The organism is Bradyrhizobium erythrophlei, from assembly GCF_900129505.1.
GTDB classification, from domain to species: domain Bacteria; phylum Pseudomonadota; class Alphaproteobacteria; order Rhizobiales; family Xanthobacteraceae; genus Bradyrhizobium; species Bradyrhizobium erythrophlei_D.
Map to the genome: position 1 here is coordinate 3790016 of NZ_LT670818.1, position 20589 is coordinate 3810604.

Annotated in this window: 19 protein-coding genes; 9 read left to right on the top strand and 10 right to left on the bottom strand. The window is 63.7% G+C overall.

Annotation, left to right across the window (positions count from 1 at the left end):
* Window positions 1-72: 72 nt before the first annotated feature.
* From B5525_RS17490 to purD, 4 genes are all read left to right on the top strand, one after another.
* On the top strand, window positions 73-1068 hold the full coding sequence (locus tag B5525_RS17490) for an alpha/beta hydrolase (RefSeq protein ID WP_079567123.1): 996 nt from the start codon (window positions 73-75) through the stop codon (window positions 1066-1068).
* The gene (locus B5525_RS17495) at window positions 1065-1622 is read left to right on the top strand and encodes a hypothetical protein (protein ID WP_079567124.1); all 558 of its coding nucleotides are present in this window, start codon (window positions 1065-1067) and stop codon (window positions 1620-1622) included. The genes B5525_RS17490 and B5525_RS17495 overlap by 4 nt, the downstream gene beginning before the upstream one ends.
* A gap of 4 nt (window positions 1623-1626) precedes the next feature.
* Window positions 1627-1935: a winged helix-turn-helix domain-containing protein gene (locus B5525_RS17500; RefSeq protein ID WP_079567125.1), complete on the top strand. Its 309-nt coding sequence runs from the start codon at window positions 1627-1629 to the stop codon at window positions 1933-1935.
* Window positions 1936-2137: 202 nt separating this feature from the next.
* Window positions 2138-3415, top strand: coding sequence for a phosphoribosylamine--glycine ligase (gene purD / locus B5525_RS17505; protein WP_079567126.1), 1278 nt, complete (start codon window positions 2138-2140; stop codon window positions 3413-3415).
* A 423-nt stretch (window positions 3416-3838) separates the two neighbouring features.
* On the opposite strand, the gene B5525_RS17510 is transcribed toward purD, so the two are convergent.
* A complete protein-coding gene (locus B5525_RS17510; protein ID WP_244568051.1) occupies window positions 3839-4852 on the bottom strand; it encodes a SphA family protein in 1014 nt (337 codons plus the stop codon).
* A 256-nt stretch (window positions 4853-5108) separates the two neighbouring features.
* Between B5525_RS17510 and B5525_RS17515 the strand changes: the two genes are divergently transcribed.
* Window positions 5109-5459, top strand: coding sequence for a tetratricopeptide repeat protein (locus B5525_RS17515; RefSeq protein ID WP_079567128.1), 351 nt, complete (start codon window positions 5109-5111; stop codon window positions 5457-5459).
* 1513 nt (window positions 5460-6972) lie between these two features.
* Here B5525_RS17515 and B5525_RS17520 read toward each other — a convergent pair.
* Window positions 6973-8205 (bottom strand): acyl-CoA dehydrogenase family protein, encoded by a 1233-nt coding sequence (locus tag B5525_RS17520; RefSeq protein WP_079567129.1) that lies wholly within the window; start codon window positions 8203-8205, stop codon window positions 6973-6975.
* A gap of 149 nt (window positions 8206-8354) precedes the next feature.
* On the opposite strand from B5525_RS17520, the gene B5525_RS17525 reads away from it, so the two are divergent.
* Window positions 8355-9257 (top strand): alpha/beta fold hydrolase, encoded by a 903-nt coding sequence (locus tag B5525_RS17525; protein ID WP_079567130.1) that lies wholly within the window; start codon window positions 8355-8357, stop codon window positions 9255-9257.
* 179 nt (window positions 9258-9436) lie between these two features.
* Here B5525_RS17525 and B5525_RS17530 read toward each other — a convergent pair whose 3' ends face one another.
* Window positions 9437-9883 (bottom strand): nucleoside deaminase, encoded by a 447-nt coding sequence (locus tag B5525_RS17530; RefSeq protein ID WP_244567932.1) that lies wholly within the window; start codon window positions 9881-9883, stop codon window positions 9437-9439.
* A gap of 165 nt (window positions 9884-10048) precedes the next feature.
* Here B5525_RS17530 and B5525_RS17535 point away from each other — a divergent pair, with 165 nt between their 5' ends.
* Both B5525_RS17535 and rsmD read left to right on the top strand, forming a co-directional pair.
* Window positions 10049-12214 carry a pseudouridine synthase gene (locus B5525_RS17535; RefSeq protein ID WP_079567132.1) on the top strand — a complete coding sequence of 722 codons (2166 nt, stop codon included), beginning with the start codon at window positions 10049-10051 and terminating at the stop codon, window positions 12212-12214.
* Between the two features lie 6 nt (window positions 12215-12220).
* Entirely contained in the window at window positions 12221-12793 is a 573-nt protein-coding gene (gene rsmD / locus B5525_RS17540; protein ID WP_079567133.1) for a 16S rRNA (guanine(966)-N(2))-methyltransferase RsmD, read from the top strand.
* Between the two features lie 120 nt (window positions 12794-12913).
* On the opposite strand, the gene mutL is transcribed toward rsmD, so the two are convergent.
* Window positions 12914-14725 carry a DNA mismatch repair endonuclease MutL gene (gene mutL / locus B5525_RS17545; RefSeq protein ID WP_079567134.1) on the bottom strand — a complete coding sequence of 604 codons (1812 nt, stop codon included), beginning with the start codon at window positions 14723-14725 and terminating at the stop codon, window positions 12914-12916.
* A 292-nt stretch (window positions 14726-15017) separates the two neighbouring features.
* On the opposite strand from mutL, the gene B5525_RS17550 reads away from it, so the two are divergent.
* On the top strand, window positions 15018-15335 hold the full coding sequence (locus tag B5525_RS17550) for a ribbon-helix-helix domain-containing protein (RefSeq protein ID WP_079573481.1): 318 nt from the start codon (window positions 15018-15020) through the stop codon (window positions 15333-15335).
* A 93-nt stretch (window positions 15336-15428) separates the two neighbouring features.
* Here the strand turns inward: B5525_RS17550 and B5525_RS17555 are convergent, their stop codons facing one another.
* The 6 genes from B5525_RS17555 to B5525_RS17580 form a co-directional block, all read right to left on the bottom strand.
* A complete protein-coding gene (locus B5525_RS17555) occupies window positions 15429-16997 on the bottom strand; it encodes a GMC family oxidoreductase (RefSeq protein ID WP_079567135.1) in 1569 nt (522 codons plus the stop codon).
* Between the two features lie 39 nt (window positions 16998-17036).
* Entirely contained in the window at window positions 17037-17585 is a 549-nt protein-coding gene (locus B5525_RS17560; RefSeq protein WP_079567136.1) for a Twin-arginine translocation pathway signal, read from the bottom strand.
* Between the two features lie 37 nt (window positions 17586-17622).
* The gene (locus B5525_RS17565) at window positions 17623-18018 is read right to left on the bottom strand and encodes a VOC family protein (protein ID WP_079567137.1); all 396 of its coding nucleotides are present in this window, start codon (window positions 18016-18018) and stop codon (window positions 17623-17625) included.
* Window positions 18019-18339 carry a c-type cytochrome gene (locus B5525_RS17570; RefSeq protein WP_079573483.1) on the bottom strand — a complete coding sequence of 107 codons (321 nt, stop codon included), beginning with the start codon at window positions 18337-18339 and terminating at the stop codon, window positions 18019-18021.
* A gap of 206 nt (window positions 18340-18545) precedes the next feature.
* Window positions 18546-18965, bottom strand: a complete 420-nt coding sequence (gene arfB / locus B5525_RS17575) for an alternative ribosome rescue aminoacyl-tRNA hydrolase ArfB (protein WP_079567138.1) — start codon at window positions 18963-18965, stop codon at window positions 18546-18548.
* Window positions 18966-19215: 250 nt separating this feature from the next.
* Window positions 19216-20565 carry a M16 family metallopeptidase gene (locus tag B5525_RS17580; protein ID WP_244568052.1) on the bottom strand — a complete coding sequence of 450 codons (1350 nt, stop codon included), beginning with the start codon at window positions 20563-20565 and terminating at the stop codon, window positions 19216-19218.
* Window positions 20566-20589 lie beyond the last annotated feature (24 nt).

Consider the following 20589-nt stretch of genomic DNA (forward strand, 5'->3'; position numbering starts at 1 on the left):
CTTGCAGGCGTGTTTACTCTGTATTACAGAGAACTCTGGAATTTTGGAGATTTCGCAAGGGAGGATTGCGTCATGATCACCAGGATGTTGTCAGTCGGCTTCAAGGCCGTTGTCTGGGGCCTTGCCGTGGTCGGTCTTGCTGGGTTGGCGTTGGCAGCGCTGATTGCCACGCCGCTGCGGCAGCCGCCGGAGCTGGTCTCGATCTCGGAGACGGCGCGGGCCGTCGATCGCAGTGGGATGCCGGGACTGGGCCGGTTTCACGCCCGCGACGGCATCGAACTGGCGTATCGACATTACCCGGCCCGCGCGCCGGCGACCGGGCAGGCCGCCGTCCTGGTGCACGGCTCATCGGGGTCGAGCGTCGCGGTCCACGCGCTGGCGAAGGGACTCGCCGAGGCCGGCGTCGAAACCTACGCGCCCGATATTCGCGGCCATGGCGCATCCGGCACCCGCGGCGATATCGTCTATATCGGGCAGCTCGAGGACGATCTTGCGGATTTCGTCGCCGAGATTCGCAAGACTAATCCCACAGCACCACTGACCCTGCTGGGTCATTCGGCCGGTGGCGGTTTCGCGCTGCGGGTCGCAGGCTCCCCGATCCAGAACCTGTTTGTGCGCACGGTGATGCTCGCGCCCTATCTCGGCTACGACGCGCCATCCAGCCGCCGGGACTCGGGCGGCTGGGCCAACCCCGACATTCCACGTTTCCTCGCTCTTTCGGTGCTGCACCGCATCGGCATCCTCTGCTGCGAGTCATTGCCGACCATCGCTTTCGCCGTCCCTGCGAATACCAGCGCGATCCTGGCACCGACCTATTCCTATCGCCTGATGCGCAATTTCGGAGCCTCGCGCGATTATCGCGAGGATCTCGCCCGCGCCGGCAAGCCGGTCGCTGTAATCGCCGGCGCCGTCGACGAGTTGATGGTGCCCGACAGGTACAAGGATGCCGTCGGCGAACGTGCCCAGGTCAGACTGATTGACGGAGTCAATCACATGGGAATCGTCAGCGATCCCGCGGCGAGTTCCGCTATCGCCGAGGACGTAACAAAAACAGGGAACGGGTCATGACGAGCATGGATTCAAGGGAAGCCTCCTCGGCGCTGTCGGACATCAACGATATCGCGCGCCGCGTTCGGCAATCGACGATCTACAATATTGCCAGCCTGATGTTGATCATGTGGGGCGCGCTGGTGTTCGCCGGCCACATCGTCGCTCATTTCTTTCCGCGGAGCGCGCTTCTCATCTGGCTTGCGGTGACCGTGCTTGGCAGCGCGGGTTGGTTCGCCATCAGTGCGTCGACGCGGGCGCGTACCGGCGTGCGGAGTTTCGATGCCCGTTTCTTCGCGGCGTTCCTGTTGTTCCTCGGTTTTGGCTATCTCTGGACGCTGGGCCTGGGGCATTTCACGCCACGCCAACTGGATACGTTCTGGCCGCTGTATTTCATGCTGGTTTACACGATCGCCGGATTGTGGATCGGGCCTGCCTTCGTCGCGATCGGGCTCGGCATCACCGCGCTGACCTTGGTCGGCTATTTTTTCGTCGGCGACTGGTTCCATTTGTGGATGGCCTTCGTCAATGGCGGCGGTTTGATGCTGGGCGGCCTCTGGATGCGGCGGAGCTGACGCCATGGCTGAACTCGACGACATCATCCACCAGCCGCTGCGGCTGAAGATCATGGCGGCGCTGAACGCCCTGCCGGCGGCAGCGCCGGGGCTGGAATTCTCCCGGCTGAAGAAGCTGACGGGCGCCACCGACGGCAATCTCGGCGCCCATATCGAAACGCTTTCGAAGGCAGGTTACGTCGCGGTCGAAAAGGCCTTTGTCGGCAAGAAGCCGCAGACCACGGTCACCGCCACCGCGGCCGGCCGCGGCGCCTTCGCCCGCCATGTCGCGACGCTGCAGGAGATCATCGCGGCCTCGGCCCGGCAGGCTTGACTAGGCCGTCATTCCGGGGCGATGCGAAGCATCGAACCCGGAATCCCGATCTAAAGGAGATGCGCCAGACAATCTCGGGATTCCGGATCGGCGCGTTTCACGCGCCGTCCGGAATGACGGTGTGCTCGATTAACTTCCCCCCTTGCAGGAGGAGGCGGACTCGTGCGACCGACAGCCGACAAAACCTGGTCTGGCTGATCGCATGCACATCCTCCTGCTCGGTTCCGGCGGCCGCGAACACGCTCTGGCGTGGAAGATCGCGGCTTCCCCGCTGGTAACAAAACTCTGGTGCGCGCCGGGCAATGCCGGCATCGCGCGGGAAGCCGAATGCGTGGCGCTGGATATCGCCGACCACGCCGCGGTGATCGGGTTCTGCAAACAAAACGCGGTGGCGCTGGTCGTTGTCGGTCCGGAAACTCCGCTCGCCGCCGGGATCGTCGACGACCTCGCCAACGCCGGTATCAAGGCGTTCGGGCCGAGCAAGGAGGCCTCGCAGCTCGAGGGCTCCAAGGGATTTACAAAAGCGCTCTGCACCGAATTCGCTATTCCGACCGGCGCATATGGGCGCTTCGACAACGCCGCCGACGCATTGGCCTACGTCCGCAAGCAGGGCGCGCCGATCGTGGTCAAGGCCGATGGCCTTGCGGCGGGCAAGGGCGTGGTGGTCGCCATGACCCCAGCGGAAGCGGAATCCGCCATCGCCATGATGTTCGACGGCGCGTTCGGTGCCGCCGGCGCCGAAGTGGTGATCGAGGAATTTCTCAGCGGCCGCGAGGTCAGTTTCTTCGCGCTGTCCGACGGCGACACCGCGATCGCGCTCGCCTCCGCCCAGGACCACAAGCGCGTGTTCGATCACGATGAGGGACCGAACACCGGCGGCATGGGCGCCTATTCGCCGACGCCGTTCGTGACGGATGAAATCCACAGCCAGATCATGAATCGCATCATTCTTCCCACCGTCGCCGGCATGAAGGCGCGCGGCACGCCGTTCTGCGGCGTGCTCTATGCCGGCGTGATGCTGACGGCCGAGGGCCCAAAACTGTTCGAATACAATGTCCGCTTCGGCGATCCGGAATGCCAGGTGCTGATGCTGCGGATGATGTCGGACCTCGTGCCGGCGATGCTGGCCTGCTGCGACGGCCAGCTGAAGCATTTCGACCTGCGCTGGTTTCCGGAAGCAGCACTCACGGTGGTGATGGCGGCGAAAGGCTATCCCGGCGATTACGCCAAAGGCACTCGCATCAAGGGACTCGACGACGCCGCAAACGTCGAGGGCGCCGAGATCTTTCACGCCGGCACGGTCGCGATGGACGGGCAAATTCTCGCCAATGGCGGCCGCGTCCTGAACGTCTGCGCGACCGGCAAGACGGTCGCGGAAGCGCAGCAGCGCGCCTATGCGGCGGTCGACCGCATCCGCTGGCCGGAAGGCTTCTGCCGCCGCGACATCGGCTGGCAGGCGGTGGAGCGGGAGAAGCAATAGAGGCGGCCGAACCCGGCGGGATAGGCTGGAATTGCTGGCTTGGCCGGTTGGTCCTGATTGGCACGACGTCCACGATGCCCGCTAACCGGACGTCGAGGGACATGCCAAAGTTCGGCGCGAATGATCCGACCGGACTCCGCGCCGCTTTGGTTTGGGGCAAAAATCAAGACGTATAAACGCCGCGCCGCGCGGGCCATCCAGCAGCGCATCGTGCTCTTTTGTGACAAGATGATCGGATATTCGCGGTCCCATCCATCGAATCGAAGCCGGGAGTACGATTAACTCTCTCCGCTCATGCCGCGACGCACGCCCTCAAGCATCGCCTCAACCCACCCCATGCCTTGACACGTGATCCGAGGCGGCTGAACCCTGATGATCGGCCCACAGTGTGGCCATCGATTACCCAGGGCCCTCGCTCCGCTGTTATTTCGTAATCATCCGGCTTGTGGGGGGTGGAGGCGCTGCTGCGGGTGAGATGGCAAATGTCAGCCATGTGTTCCAGCCGGTGGGCCGATCCGAGCCGCCAAATTCTGCGTAGCCCTTGAGATTGATGTAACCTTGAAGGGTCTCGCTAAGGGGGAACACGTAGCCAAACTGCGGCCCGATGCCGAACACCTGCGATTGGAAGCACCCGACGTGATCGCCCGAGCCGCTGTCGCAGCCGATGTCTTTGTAGGCGTAGCCAACCAGACCCACCTGAACCTGCTTGGTCAGGAATTGCGATGCGCCCCAATCGAAGTGCAGGTCGACGCCATTCTGATACTGTGTTGCAGTATTTTTGAAGTTATAGGTAAACCCAAGCACACCTGAGAACTCGTGGCCGGTCGCCGGATTGAAATAAGTGTAGCCACCGCCTGCGTCGATCGCACCGTGCCCGATACCTAAATTCGACAAGCGGTCGGATTGATAGGCTCCAACAGGTATGTCGCCGGTGATGTAGGTCATGTAGTTGTTAACGCCGGCATTCCAACGCAAAGCGAATTGTGGGACCAGATCGCCAAAGCCCCACGTCGTATCGCTGATACTGTCAGATCGCATGAACGGGATGCTACCGCCGCCCGGTCCCGTTAGGCTCCCCGCCAATTGGCCCGCCAGAGTGGTGCTTACGACACCGTAGGCACTCACAAGGGATGCGGAAGCCTGGCCGCCGAGCACCGGCGTTGCGAATACATAGGTCGGGATCACAAAGCCAAGATCGCCGGTGGCGTTGAGCCTCAAATTCAGATTTGCGTTTACTGTAGCGTTGGCCGGAACCCTGCCGAGCGTGAATTCACGCGCACGCGCGACGTCGGCGCCGGCCGAGACCGAGGTATGATAATAGATATTAGCCAGCGACCAACCCGGTTGCTGAGGAGCGGCTGCGAGGCTTCCAAAGAAACCGGGCACCCAGAAACTCACGCCGCCTTCATCGGCCAACGCACACTGGGAAAAAAACATAATCGCGGGTGCCAAGACGATTGCAGCAAGGCCAAGTCTGCGTCGATGTGCCGAGATAGGCCGCCGGCATTTCGCCGCAGTCAGCGCGATTCTCGCTGTCATATTGTGCCCCGCAAGTGTGTCGGCTACGAATACAACTCGCCGACATCGTAACCCTGGAGCAGGCGGGACTCACCAAGTAAATTCAGCAAGGGTTCAACTGCCAAAAAAAAGATGAACACTGCGGCCAAAGGGCAACAGTTACTACGGCTGGAGTGTGGGGGTTGCTGGCACGTTTGAGGATGCGATTGATGCGAATGCCAGAGGCGACTACGCAAAGGCTCTGCGTCTTATTCGTCCGCTGGCTAACGATGGCGACGCGGCAGCTCAGTTCAATCTCGGGTTAATGTATATCACTGGCCACGGCGTGCAGCAGGATGATGCTGCCGCAGCATTTTGGTTTCGGAAGGCTGCAGACCAAGGCGACGCCGTCGCCGAGTTTCTACTCGGCAACCAATACGCAAACGGCAAAGGCGTACCGCAGGACTACAGTGAGGCGATGATCTGGTTTCAGAGGGCTGCTGAGCAAGGCCATCCCCTCGCCAAGCTCTGTCTCGGGGTCATGTAGGCCGAAGGCAGAGGCGTGCCGCAGGACTATGTTCGTGCCTACATGTGGTTCAGTCTATCGGCGGCACAGGGTGAGCAAAGAGCGGTCAAGACTCTAGAAATGGCCGAACGGAGGATGACCCCAGCTCAGATAAACGAAGCGCAGAAGCTCGCACGCGACTGGAAGCCAGCTACGCAACCAACTCCTCATTAAAGCTCTGCGGCCTGTCCCCCAACTTGCAACCGGACGACGCCGCGCGGTCAGTTCCCCTGGGAACGCTATGGCACCGTCGGCCACATCGGCAGCTAACAAAGATTTTATTGGTGATGGTGCGGTTGTCTCTTATCTAAACAACGAAGGAGATAACCATGAAACTTACGGCAATGGCACTAGCCTGTGCGTTCGCGCTCTCCAGCACCTCCGCATTTGCCCACACAGTTCGTCACGAATCGAACGTCAGGACCCCTCCCATGTATAGGGATGCTGCGCCGAAAGATGGCAATCCAAACGGCAATTTCAGCGGGTACGGGAAACGCGATGTGTGGGGCCACTGGGGCGCCTACTATGGGCCCATGATCCCCACAGGCGCCGGCGGTCGGTGAATGCGCTAATGCGAGCGAGACCGTACGACGTCGAACGCACCTATGCCCCCAAGACGGCACGACCGCGAAGAAACGCTCCTCGCCGCCACCGACGAGGTGATCGAATGAGTGCGTTCACTTCCGCTCCTGGGCACCTTTCAGACCCCGCGCGATCTCTGACTTGAGTCCGAGATACGCTGATACGGGACATGGCCTATCCGCAGCTCAGCTAACCGATAAAGAATTTCAGGCCGCTGGCATGTCGCCTCCAAATCGCCGCGGGGCAGAAAAAGGACCCGACGGGCAAATCACTTGGGCAATTTACCGCCCCCTCTGTCCAGCCCAAATCGAAAAAATATTCTGATTTTCAGAAGCCGCAAATCAGTCCATATATCCGCCGTCTCGCGCCCACAGGAGGGGCGCTTCGCGGTCGTCACGGACGTTGGTGCGGGATGCGGTGGACGTGGAAGTGCCCGTGACGAACGGCACTGACGCGGACGGCGAAGTCGTGTGGTCCTGACGCCTCGACGCTGGCGTTCAAGTTCTTGAGAAGCAAGCTTCTCAGGGATGACGGTGACAAAAAAGCCGATCACCGGGGAGAGCTCGAAGTAAGCCGTAAACCACTGCGCAGGGAAGGCCGGACTGCTTCCGCTGAACCTGTATGCTCGTGTGCACTCTCTTTTGTGCTTTTTGCACGCGAGACCGCGGGTGCAGCGCGCACCCGGTCTTCCCTGCGCCCTGACGACCGGGGGCGGAACGTTTCCTCTCAAAACTCGCGCGAAACGCGCGGCGAGATCGCGAAGTTGTGTTTGCAGTTGTTTCTCTCCGTCGTCATCACCTGCGAATGCGGGTGATCCAGTATTCCAGAGACGTCAATGATCGAGCCGAGAAGCCGCGGCGTACTGGATACCCCGCCTTCGCGGGGTATGACGGCTCTGGTTGGCGGGCGACGCCTAAATCAAATCCCCGCCCGCCGCCGAGGCCGTGGTGCCGTGCTCGCGGAACGCCTTGATGACGTTGCGGCCGACCTTCCAGCGGTGCACCTCGTCCGGGCCGTCGACCAGCCGCTGCGAACGCACCTGGGTGTACCATTTGGCCAGCACGGTATCCTGGCTGAAGCCGAGCGCGCCGTGCAGCTGGATCGCGGTGTCGATGACGTGATGCACCATGTGCGCCAGGTACACCTTGGCGATCGAGTTCTCCTGGGTGAGGTCGAGCCCCTTTTCCGCCTTGTAGGCGATGTGCAGCAGCATCAGCCGGCCGATATAGAGCTGGCTGGCGCATTCGGCGAGCATGAACTGCACCGCCTGGCGGTCGGCGAGCAGCACGCCGAAGGTCGAGCGTTTTGTCACGTGCGCGACTGCCATGTCGAGCGCGCGCTGGGCTTTCGCGATGTTGTGCATGCCGTGGCGCAGCCGTCCATAGGCGAGGCGGTGCTGGCCCATGTTGAAGCCGTTGCCCTCGCCGCCGAGCAGATTGTCGGCCGGCACCTCGAGATCCCTGATTTCGATTTCGGAGTGGCCGCCGTGAATGGCGTCCGCGTGTGGGCCCTCGATCGCCATGTTCTTGATGTTGCGCTTGATCCTGTAGCCGGGGTTCGGCAATTCGACGATGAAGGTCGAATACTGCTTGTGGCGCGGCGCGGTGGGATCGGTCTTGGCCATCACCAGCGCGATGTCGGCGACGCTCGCCGAAGACGAGAACCACTTCTCGCCGTTGAGGATGTAATTCTCGTTGCCGTCCTTCACGGCGGACGTCTGCATCCCGGTAGCGTCGGCGCCGGCGGCCTTTTCCGTCATCGAAAAGCAGATGCGCTTCTCGCCGTTCAGCAGCGGTTTGAGGAATTTTTCCTTCTGATAGTCGGTTCCGTGGGCGAGGATGGTCAGCATCGAGGCGTCGTCGGGCCCCTGCGTGTTCATCGACAGCGCGCCCAGCATGCTTTCGCCGAGCTCCATCTGCACCAGCGCGTTGGCGAGCGGGCCGAGGCCCATGCCGCCATATTCCTTCGGCACGAACGGGCACCACAGCCCCTGCGCGCGGGCCCTTGTGCGCAACCTGCCGAGCACCTCGTCGAGCGGTTTGGTATCCAGCTCCTTCTCGGCGGGGATGCATTCCTCCTGCACCCATTTGCGCACCTTTGCGCGGATCGCCTTGGCCTCGGAAGGAATCTCGAAATCGATCGACATGGCGCTTCCCCGTTCTGCTTTGCTGTTGGTCGGACTTGCCGGATGGCATATATCCGGGACGTGCCAGCGGCAACGACAAACAAAGTTTGAAGCAAGAGCTCATCGTCGAAACGGCGATGCCGTGATGGCCGCGAAGGAGTGCCAGAGAGATGCCCGATCTCGCCGACCTCTACCCCGGTTACGCGTCCGAATGGATCAACACCAATTCCGGGCGCATCTTCGCCCGCGTCGGCGGCAACGGGCCGCCGCTGTTGCTGCTGCACGGCTTTTCCGAAACCCATGTGATGTGGCACCGCGTGGCGCCGCAGCTGGCCGACCAATTCACGTTGATCATCGCCGACCTGCCGGGCTATGGCTGGTCGGACATGCCGGAGAGCGACAAGGATCACATTCCCTACACCAAGCGCGCGATGGCGCAGACCATGATCGAGGCGATGGAGCAGCTCGGCCATGTGCATTTTGCACTTGCCGGGCACGATCGCGGCGGCCGCGTCGCGTATCGTCTGGCACTGGATCATCCCGGCCGGCTGTCGCGGCTGGCGGTGCTCGATATCCTGCCGACCTATGATTACTGGGAGCGCATGAACCGGCTCTATGCGCTGAAGATCTACCATTGGACCTTTCTGGCGCAGCCCGCTCCATTGCCGGAAACCCTGATCGGCGGCAATCCGGATTTCTTCTTGCGCCAGAAGATGGCGAGCCAGACCAAATCGAAAACCCTCGATGCGATCGACAAGCGCGCGCTGGAGCATTATCTCACCGCGTTCCGCGACCCCTCGCGCGTGCATGCGATGTGCGAGGACTATCGCGCCGGCGCCTATGCCGATTTCGAGATCGACAGGAAAGATCATGACGCCGGCAACAAGATCACGATCCCGATGCTGGCGTTGTGGGGCGACGCCGGCATCGCCAGATCAGCGGCGACGCCGCTCGACACCTGGAAGAATTGGGCAACTGATGTCATGGGTGCGCCGATCGATTCCGGGCACTTTCTCACGGAGGAAAATCCGGACGCGACCGCCAAGGCACTGAAGGCGTTTTTTGAGGCGTGAGGGGGTGCAAGTGGAGCCCCACACCCACTCGTCATACCCGCCATCGGGTCTCGCCTTCGGCGAGCCCGACGACAGGCTCCGCCGGGTATTCAGTACACCGCGGCCTATCGACCAATCCACTGGCGTCTCTGGAATACTGTCATCATCCGCTTACGCGGATGATGACAGCAGTGGTTGTTCTACCGTCGCACCCTGAAAAACTCCTTCAGCAGCGTCGCCGCCTCGGTCTCGCCCACGGCCGAATAGACTTCCGGCACGTGATGGCAGGTGGGCGAGGCGAAGAAACGCACGCCGGACTCGACCGCGCCGCCCTTGGGGTCGGGTGCGCCGTAATAGAGCCGCCTGATCCGGGCAAACGAGATCGCGCCCGCGCACATCGTGCAGGGCTCCAGCGTGACATAGAGGTCGCAATCGACCAGCCGCTCGGTCCCGATGGCCTCGGCGGCCTGCCGGATCGCCAGGATTTCGGCATGCGCGGTCGGATCGCGGTCGGTCAAAGTGCGGTTGCCGGCCGTGGCGATGACCTCGTAACCCCTGACAATGACGCATCCGATCGGAACTTCGCCGGCTTTTGCGGCGTTTTTCGCCGTTTTCAGGGCCAAATCCATGAAAGAAGGGGCGGTCATCCCTCGTATCATCGGAAGAAACCTGCTACTGGAGGGCCATTCAGCAAAAGTGGATACCGATTTTGCGTGAGATTGCGCCTTGAGCCAAGAGCGCGCGCGATGTCGCTATGACAGCCCATCCACATCCGCCTGATCGCCATTTCATCTTTAAACGAGAGACTATTCATGCCCCGCGATAACGACAAAAACAACGATTCCCGCGGCCGGCGTGACCGGCCGGGCGGCGGCAAGGGCCGTTCCGGCGCCGCGCGGGGTCCCGAGAAGAAGTTCGCCAAGCGCGCCGGCAAGGATTTCAAGGGCAAGGGTGAGGGCGAGAAGCGCCCCTATGCCGCCAGATCCGAGGGCGCCCGGTCGTACGACAAGAAGCCCTATGCGGGCGCCGGCAAGCCTTACGCCGGCAAGCGCGACGACCGCTCCCGCGAGGACCGTGGCGGCGAAAAGCGGTCCTACACGCCGCGCGGCGACCGCCCGGACTTCAAGCGCGATGACCGCGCGCCGCGTGGCCGGGATCGCAATGGCGCCCCTGGAGATCGCGGCGATGCGCGACCCGCCGCGCGTTTCCAGGACCGGAAATTCGGCGACAAGAAGCCGTACACGCCACGGGAAGGCGGCGGCGAGAAGCGGCCCTACACCCCGCGCGGCGAGGGTTTTCGCAAGGACGGCGATCGCCCGCGGGGAGACCGCCCGTATAGTCCGCGACCGCCGCGGGATGGCGATCGGCCGGCGAGAAAATTCGGCGGCGACAAGAAGTTTTCGCGCGGCGCGCCCGACCGTGGTCCGCGCAAGGATTTCGGCAGCCGCCCGGATCGGGGGCCTCGCAAGGATTTTGGCGGCCGCAACCGGGATCGCAACAGCGACCTGGGGGATCGCGGCGATTCAAAGCCCTGGCAGAAGCGCGATGCTGCTTCACCGGACCATGTCGGACGCAACTCGCGTCCCCCCCGCGACGGCGCCCGAACTTTCGAAAAGCGCAGTTACGACAAGCCGCGCTTCGACAAACCGCGTGAGGATCGCGGCGGCGACGAGCGTCCGCGGTTTTCGCGGCCGCGCGAGGATCGCCCGCAAGGCGATCGTCCGTTCCGCGAGCGGCCGAAATTCGATCGCCCCCGCGAGGACCGTCCGAAATTCGAGCGTCCACGCCGGGATCGCGACGACGACCGCGGGGAGGGACGCTCCTCCTGGCAGGAACATCCGCGCAGCGATGCCGACCGGCCGCGCCGCGACAATGAGGACGACAGCAAGGTTTTTGCAAAGCGCCCGGCCTTCGGCGGCCGCGGCGCCTATCGCGAGCGCGCGCCCGAGGAGCGGCGCACCGCGCGGCCGCCGCGGGTCAAGAAATCCGGCGAGCGCATCGCCAAGGTGGTGTCGCGGGCGGGTCTGGCCTCGCGCCGCGACGCCGAGGAATGGATCGTGCAGGGTCGCGTCAGCGTCAACGGCCGCGTCATCAATTCGCCGGCGCTCGATGTCACCGAGAGCGATGTCATCGCCGTCGACGGCAAGCCGTTGCCGCCGCGCGAGCGCACCCGGCTGTTCCTGTATCACAAGCCGCGCGGACTGATGACCACCCATGCCGACCCCGAAGGCCGGCCGACGGTGTTCGACAACCTGCCGGAAAATCTGCCGCGGCTGATCTCGATCGGCCGGCTCGATTTCAACACCGAGGGACTGCTGCTCCTGACCAATGATGGCGGGCTCGCCCGCGCGCTCGAACTGCCGGACACCGGCTGGCTGCGGCGTTATCGCGTGCGCGCCCATGGCGAGGTGACGCAGGCGCAGCTCGACGAGCTGAAGAAGGGCGTCGAAGTCGACGGCGTCAAATATGGTCCGATCGATGCTGTGCTGGAGCGCGATCAGGGCGCCAATGTCTGGCTGGTGTTTGCGATCCGCGAAGGCAAGAACCGCGAGGTCCGCAACGTGATGGCGCATCTTGGCCTCGAGGTGAACCGGCTGATCCGGGTGTCCTACGGTCCGTTCCAGCTCGCCGAACTCGAGGAGGGTCAGGTCGAGGAGGTCAAGACGCGGGTGCTGCGCGAGCAGCTCGGCGAAAAGATCGCAGCCCTCGCGGGTGCGGACTTCAACCGGCCGATGCCGGGCGACGTCGCGGCGGAGGCAGCGACCGATGAGGCTGCACCCCGCGGCAAGAAACCGTTCAAGCCGGCCGGCAAGAGCGGGCTGATCGCCGATCGCAAGGGCCGCCGCGTGCTGGTGCAGCGCACCGGCAGCGAGGAGGCGCGCGCGCGCAACGAGCTTGATGCTAGCGGCTACGGCCCGCCGCGCCGCCCGCAGCGCGGCTATCACGGCAAGCGCGACCTCAAGCCGCGGGACGAGTAAGGACCAATGCGCGTCGTCGGTGGACGCCTGAAGGGTCGCAATCTCGCGTCGCCATCGTCGCGCGACATTCGCCCGACGGCGGACCGCTTGCGCGAGTCGCTGTTCAATATCCTCGTTCATGCCTATGACGATCCGATCGAAGGCGCGCGCGTGCTCGATTTGTTCGCCGGCACCGGCGCGCTCGGCATCGAGGCGGTCTCGCGCGGTGCGGCGTTCGCGCTGTTCGTCGACAACGGCGCCGAGGCGAGGGCGCTGTTGCGCAACAATGTCGAGGCTCTCGGCCTCGGCGGGGTGACAAAAGTGTATCGTCGCGACGCCACCGACCTCGGTCCGGCGCACCCGATGGAGCCGTTCTCGCTGGTGTTTCTCGATCCGCCCTACCGCATGAAGCTCGCCGAAAAGGCGCTCGTCTCGTTGCGCGATGGCGGCTGGCTGACGCCGGGCGCGCTCCTGGTGGTGGAAGAGGCCAAGGCCGCGGCGTTCGCCGCGCCGGATGGTTTCGAGGAACTGGAACGGCGGGTGTACGACGATACGGAGTTCGTGTTGTTGCGAGGGGGCGAGGCGGGTGCCCGATCATAGCTCGTCATGCCCCGCGAAGGCCGGGCATCCAGTATTCCACAGACGTCAGTGATAAACTTCGAGCGGCGCGGCGTACTGGATCGTCCGCCTTCGCGGACGATGACGGCGGAGAAACGCCCCCTACCTTCGCCCGAACAGCTTCTCGATATCGCTCAGCTTCAATTCGACATAGGTCGGGCGGCCGTGGTTGCACTGGCCGGAATTCGGCGTGTCTTCCATCTCGCGCAGAAGCGCGTTCATCTCTTCCGGCTTGAGGCGTCTGCCGGCACGGACCGAGCCGTGGCAGGCCATGGTGGCCGCGACATGCATCAGCCGCCGCTCCAGCGGAAGTGCTTCGTCCCATTCTTCCATATGCTCGGCAAGATCCCGCAGCAGCGCGCCGGCGTTGGTCTTGCCAAGCAGCGACGGGGTCTCGCGCACCGCGACCGCGCCTGGACCGAAGGATTCGATCGCAAGCCCGAACGACGCCAGTTCCTCGGCACGGGCGAGCAGCCGCTCGATGGTGGCTTCATCGAGTTCGACGATCTCGGGTATCAGCAGGATCTGCCGCTGCACGCCGTTCCTCGCAAGCGAGGCCTTCAGCCTCTCGTAGACGATGCGCTCGTGCGCGGCGTGCTGGTCCACCACGATCAGTCCGTCGCGGGTCTGCGACACGATATAGGTCTCGTGGATCTGCGTCCGCGCCGCGCCGAGGGGACGGTCGATCAAATCCGCCGATGGCTGCGCCTCGAACCGCACGTCGGCGGTGGGCGTGCCGACATCAAATGCGGCCTGTCCGGGTTCGGCGAAGGCGGTCGCCGCCGAACCTTCGAAGCCAGGTCTTGGGCCGACCGGATAGGCCGGCGAGCGCCGCCAGTCCCAATTGCCGGGCCGCGGCGCAAAGGACGGGCGGAAGGAGGCGAGCGCGGCGCCGTCGCTGTTGGCGGCGGTGCGCTTGCCCTCGCGGGCCAGGCCCTCCTTCAGCGCGTGCACGATCAGCGCGCGCACCAGTCCGGCGTTGCGGAACCGCACCTCGGTCTTGGCCGGATGCACATTGGCATCGACCTCGGCGGAATCGAGCGTCACGAACAGCGCCACCACCGGATGGCGGTCGCGCGGCAGATAGTCGGAATAGGCCGCGCGCACCGCGCCGATGATGAGCTTGTCGCGCACGGGGCGGCCGTTGACGAACAGATATTGGCCGAGCGCGTTGGCGCGCGTCAGCGAGGGCACGGCGGCAAAGCCCTCGACCACGACGCCGTCGCGCTCGGCGCGCACTTCGATGGCGCAACCGCGAAAATCCGCCCCCAGGATATCGCCGAGCCGGGTCAGCCGGCCGCTGGCGCCGGGCAACGCGGCGGCCCAGGCGACCGGCGCGCGCTCCTCGCCGGCGAGCGTAAAGGCGATGTCGGGCCGCGCCATCGCGAGGCGACGCACCACCTCGCGGATCGCTTCCGCTTCGGTGCGGTCGGTCTTGAGAAACTTCAAGCGCGCCGGCGTCGCGTAGAAGAGATCGCTGACCTCGACGCGGGTGCCCTGGCCAAGCGCCGCCGGCATGATCGCGGATTTGATCCCGCCCTCGACCGACTGCGACCAGGCATGCGGCTCGCCGGCATGGCGCGTGGTGATGCCGAGCTTGGCCACCGCGCCGATCGAGGGCAGCGCCTCGCCGCGGAACCCGAGCGTGCGGATATGCAGCAGATCCTCATCGTCGAGCTTGGAGGTGGCGTGGCGATCGACGGCGAGCGCGAGATCGCTATGGCTCATGCCGCTGCCGTCGTCGGTGATGCCGATCCGCCGCCGTCCGCCACCATCGGTGAAGACATCGATCCGGCTGGCGCCGGCATCGATGGCATTCTCCACCAGTTCCTTGACCACGCTCGCCGGTCGCTCGACCACTTCGCCGGCGGCGATGCGGTTGACGACCTGTTCGGGAAGCTGGCGGACGGGCATTCGGATTCCAGGCGACTCGGGGAAGCGGAAGCCTCAATCTAGGGACTTTTGCAGTGCGGCGGGAGGGCGAAGGCGACTAATACCCAAGCGCTTTCGCCGGCTCTCCCGGCTGTTCACGGTCAGTCGGGCGCCCGTGGACCAGTCCAGGAAAGGCTCGTTCACGCAAAAAGGATGGGACGGCGGTCGCGCGCCCGATCCGCCTTCAAATGCACCTGAATGGCGGGAACATTGTGACCGGTGTCGACTGGGTATATCGTTTAGAAAAGTCAAAAAAGCGTCGGGAGGGATGTCCATGTGCCAGCTGTTCGCTCACCAGCCTCAACGGGACTATGAATCGCAGACCAGATCGCTTCGCATCGATGGTCATTCCACATCGATCCGGCTGGAGATGGCGTTCTGGGATACGCTGGAAGAGATCGCCAGCAAGCAGGACATGAGTCTCGCGAAATTCCTTTCACGCCTGCACAGCGAGGTTCTCGATCATTGCGGCGAAGTGCATAATTTCGCTTCGCTGCTGCGTTGTTCCTGCCTGATCTATCGGTCGAGAGCCGTGGCGGCTGCGCCCGATCTTTTGGACGGCCCGGCGCCGCGGCTGGTCGCGGCCGAATAGTCGCATCAAACGTCGACGGCTTCGCTCACCGGAATCGTCGCGGCCTTCCCGGATGCGCCATTGCGTATCCGGGGTAGCCGCTCGGGCGCCCGGCTAGATTTCCTTTCGCTGCATGGCGCCGGCGATGTGATCCGCCTGCCGGGTAGCAAGCGCCACGATGGTCAGCGTCGGATTGCAGGCCGCGCCGCTGGTGAACTGGCTGCCATCCGAAACGAACAGATTCTTGATGTCGTGGGTCTGCCCGAATTTATTCACCACACCATCCCTGGCCTTTGCGCTCATGCGGTTGGTGCCCAGATTGTGGGTGCTGGGATACGGCGTGGTCGGATAGGTAACCGTCGCACCGACCGCCTCGTAGACCGCGGCACCCTGCTTGTAGGCGTGGTTGCGCATCGCGACGTCGTTGGGGTGATCGTCGTAGTGGACGCTGGCGACCGGCAGGCCAAACTTATCCTTGGCTTTCGGGTCGAGCGTGACGCGGTTGGTTTCCTGCGGCATGTCCTCGCCGACCAGCCACATCCCGGCCATCCGTGGATAGCCCTCCATTGCTGACGTGAACGGGCGGCCCCAGGCGCCCGGATTGAGGAACGCCGCCATGAAGGGCAATCCAAGCGACAATGTTTCCATCTCATAGCCGCCCATGAAGCCTCGCGACGGATTGTGCCGCGCTTCATCGCGGATGATGCCCGCCATCGTGGTGCCGCGGTACATGTGAACCGACCTGTCGAACACCGCGTAGACGCTGCCGGTCATGTGACGCATGTAGTTGCGGCCGACTTGTCCCGAAGTGTTGGCGAGGCCATCGGGGAACATACTGGACGCACTGTTGAGCAGAAGCCTTGGGCTCTCGATCGAATTGCCGGCGACGGCGACAACACGGGCCTTCTGGCGATGCAGGTTTCCGGACACGTCGGCATAGAGCACGGCGACGACCTTGCCCGAGGCATCGTGCTCGATCTGCAGCGCCATGCTGCTGGGGCGGACTTCAAGGTTACCGGTCGCTTCGCCCTTCGGGATTTCCGCATAGAGCGTCGACCATTTCGCGCCGGACTTGCAGCCCTGGAAACAGAAGCCGATTTGCTGGCATGAGCCACGGCCGTCGCGTGGCTCACTGTTGATCGCCATCCGTCCGGTGTGGACTTCCTTGTAACCGAGCTTCTTGGCGCCGGCTTCCATCACCTTGAAATTGTTGTTGCCCGGCAATCCCGGAATGTTGTTGGTGCGGGTCACGCCCATCTTGTCTTCGGCCTTGGCGTACCAGGGCTCCATTTCGGCAAGCGTGATCGGCCAATCCAGCAGATTGGCGCCGGGCACGTTGCCGTACGTGCTCTTGACCCGGAATTCATGTTCGTCGAACCGCAGCGACGCGCCGGCCCAATGGACTGTCGAGCCGCCGACCGATTTGACGATCCACGCCGGCAGATTGGCGAAATCCTTGGCGACGCGCCAACTGCCCGATGTCGTTCGCATGTCGGTCCACGCCAGCTGTGTGAAGCTCTCCCACTCGTTGTTGATGAAGTCCTGCAGCTCGATGCGCGGGCCGGCCTCGAGGATCACGACCTTGACGCCCTTCTGCGCCAATTCGTTGCCGAGTGTTCCACCGCCGGCGCCGGAGCCGACGATCACGACTACGCCATCGTCATTTAGATCGAATTGTGCCATGTGCTGTCCTCCCAACTGATGTTCTGTCCGACGTCTTGCTCAGACCTTCGGCAGCCAGTCGATGTCGTTGAAACCGCGCTTGATGTAACCGCCATGTTCGGCGGACGAGCCCTCGTAGCCGAATTTCGGCCACAGCTCTTCCTGGTTGTAGAGAGAGACGACGAGGTCGGAGCGGACCTTCTTGAAGAAGTCGGTCTGCTCGATGCCCTGCAGCAGGACGACGCGGTCGGCCTCCCAGGGTACTTGCGCGTAGGCAACCTTGTGCCGGTCCTGCGCGTCCTGATCGAGACGCCGAACACCATCTTCAAGCAGCGCCTTGGTCGCGGGGTCCTTCGCGGCCTTGGCATCCCACGGCTTGATCGCCGTGATGTAGTAACTGTCGACCAGCATGTCGTGCGGATAGATATCGCGCGCCACCTTCACCAGCGTCTTCAATGTCGCGGGTGTCAGCGTGGTTGCATCAGCAGCCCACGCATCCTCGATGCCAAGCCCGGTGCTTGCGGCAACGGCGACGACAGGAACGGTGCTCGCCGCACCCTGCAGAAAGACCCGGCGGCTGTATTTGCCTCGACGATCGACTTCTCTCATGGGTATCCTCCATTGAACGTTTTTGTTGATTGCGTATTTAGCCGAAGCGACCACCTTTCTGGATCACCTCGATCTTGTAGCCATCGGGGTCGGAGACGAAGAAGAAGCGCGCCAGCGTGGCGCCGTCATGCTTGAAATCGCGCAGCGGCCCCGGCGACAGTTTCTCGCGCTCGAAGCGGGCGTGTTCGGCATCGAGATCGTCGATCACGACAGCGAGGTGGCCATATCCGTCGCCCACATCGTAGGGCTTCTTGCGATCGAAATTCACCGTCAGTTCGACCTCGAATCGCGACGACGGATGACGCAGGTAGATCAGCGCAAAGTCCGCGAATTTGAGATGGTCGGCCACCTCTAACCCGAACGCGCGCGCGTAGAAGTCGAGCGATCTGGCTTCGTCGAGTACGCGGATCATCGAGTGGACCGGCTTTGCCATTCAGTGCAGCTCCTCAAGATAACTCACGATCGCCGTGCGAATTTCGGATCTGGATTGCTTGTAGGGCATCACCGCGCCAGGAATCATCGCCTGCGGATCTGTCAGCCAAGCGTCGAGCCTTTGCTCGTCCCATTCGAATTTTGCCGTCGCAAAACCCGCCGAATAGCGAAATCCCTCGGCCGTTCCGGCCCCGCGTCCGACGATATTGAACAGGGTTGGTCCCTGCCGCGGCGGATCCGAGGCGTTGGTAGTGTGGCATGTGGCACATTGCTGCTTGAAGAGCGCGGCGCCGTCGGCCGGCTTTGCCGCCGGCAAGGACATTTGTGCCGATGCGACGCCGACAGTCGCTGTCGCGCTGCAAAATCCCAGTCCCATGGCGAGTATGACGCGTGGTGTCTTCATGGATATTACCGTTGGCGCGAACCGAGCTTAAGTCGTCGCTGACCCGCGGTGGTAGTAGCCGGCTGTTTTATGGTGCAACGAAATGGCCGCGGTGTCGCGAATGCTGCGCCGCGCAGAAGCCGCCTCTAGTCGTCCAGCCGCGCCGAGCCGCGCTTGGACTTGACGTCGCTGCGGCGCTTCTTGCCTTCCAGCCGGCGCTGTTTCGATCCCAGGGTCGGCCGGGTCGGCCGCCGCGGGGTGGGCCGCACCGACGCCTCGCGCAGGAGCTCGAGCAGCCGGTCGATCGCATCGGCGCGGTTGCGCTCCTGGGTGCGGAAGCGCTGGGCGTGGATCACGATCACGCCGTCCTTGGTCATGCGCTGGCCGGCGAGCCTGTTGAGCCGGGCCGCGACATCGGCTGCCAGCGCGATCCGGCGCGTATCGAACCGCAACTGGGCCGCCGTGGAGAGCTTGTTGACGTTCTGCCCGCCCGGCCCGGAGGCACGGACGAAGGAGACCTCGATGTCGTTCTCGTCGATGGAAAGGTCGCGGGAAATCCGCAGCATGGCGTCACCGGAGGGCCGCTTATCCCCCGATGGGATTCGGCTGAACGCAGGATAGCGGTTTTGTGCGGTGTGCGCTCGACGGATGGAAGGGGAGGGGCCCGTTCCTCGGACGTGGCGCAGCGCCCTTGGCCGTGGTGCGCCGCTGATCCGGGGTCCATCCGCGAATGAAGAGCGTGGGTCCCGGCTCTGCGGCGCACCGCCGCGAGGCGCTGCGCCGCGTCCAGGACATCGGACAGGAATAGTGGCTACGCTAGTCTTTCGCCGTCGGCGGCGGGGTCGCAGCCGCGGCCGCGGCGGGCTGGGCTGCGGCCTGCGGCGCGCGGCCGACAATCACGGTCAGCAGACCCTGGCCCCACAGTCGCTGCGCGGCCTTCTTGGCGTCGTCGAGGGTCACGGCGTCGACGATGGCGTTGCGCTTTTCGATGTAGTCGATCGGAAGCTTGTCGAGCTGGTATTGCAGCAGCGCGGAGGCGAGCTTCGAGGATGTATCGAGCGCCAGCATCTGGGAACCCTTCAGATAGGACTTGGCCTCGTCGAGCTCGGTCTGGGTCGGGCCATCCTCCGCGATCTTTCGGATTTCCTTTTCGATGGCGTCGACGGTTTCGCCGGCGCGATCGGCGCGGGTGCCGGTATTGCCGACGAACAGAGCGGAATGGTCCATCCACAACAGCGATTCATAGACCGAATAGGCGAGCCCGCGCTTCTCGCGGACCTCGTGATAGAGCCGCGACGACAGCCCGCCGCCGCCGAGAATGTGGTTGACGACATAGGCGGCCATGAAATTCGGATCGTGGCGCATGACGCCGGGGCCGCCGAAGGTCACGACCGTCTGCGGCACGTCGAGCGGGATGAACGCGCGCTCCGGCGGCTTGACGGCTTCAATGTCGGGGACCGGCGTCAGGCTGGCCTTGGCCGGCAATCCGCCGAAGGTCTTGTCGAGCAATGCGCCCAGCGTGCCCGGGTCGACGTCGCCAACCACGGCGATCTTCAGCGTATCCCTGGCCAGCACGCGATGGACATAGTCCTTCAGATCGGCGATCTCGATCTTCGGCACGCTTTCCAGGTTACCGTTGGCCTGCCTTCCATAGGGGTGGTCGCCATAGGCCATTTCCAGGAACTTGCGCCCCGCCAGCGCGGAAGGATTGGTGGTATCGCGCCTGAGGTTCGAGATTACCTGCGAGCGGATCCGTTCGACGTCGGCGCTGTCGAAATGCGGCGATGTCAGCGACATCCGCAACAGGTCGAACGCCTCGTCCTTGTTGTCCTTGAGCATGCGCAGGCTGCCGCGGAAGGAATCCCGCGTCGAAGCGAAGCTCAGTTCGATGGCGCGGCGGTCGAGCCGTTCGTGGAAGGTGTTGGAATCCAGATCCCCCGAACCCTCATCGAGCGTGTCGGCGACCATGTTGCCGACGCCGGGCTTGCCGGCCGGGTCCTGGGCGGCGCCGCCGCCGAAGGCATATTCCATCGCGATCAGCGGCACGGTCGCGTCCTGCACGAACCAGGCCTCGATGCCGCCTGGCGAAATCAGATGCTGGATCTTTGCCGCCGCGTGGGAAGGCGCCGACGAAAGCGACGCCGTCGCGAGGCCGGTTAAGACCATCAGGGCAAAGCGTCGTGCGAAAAT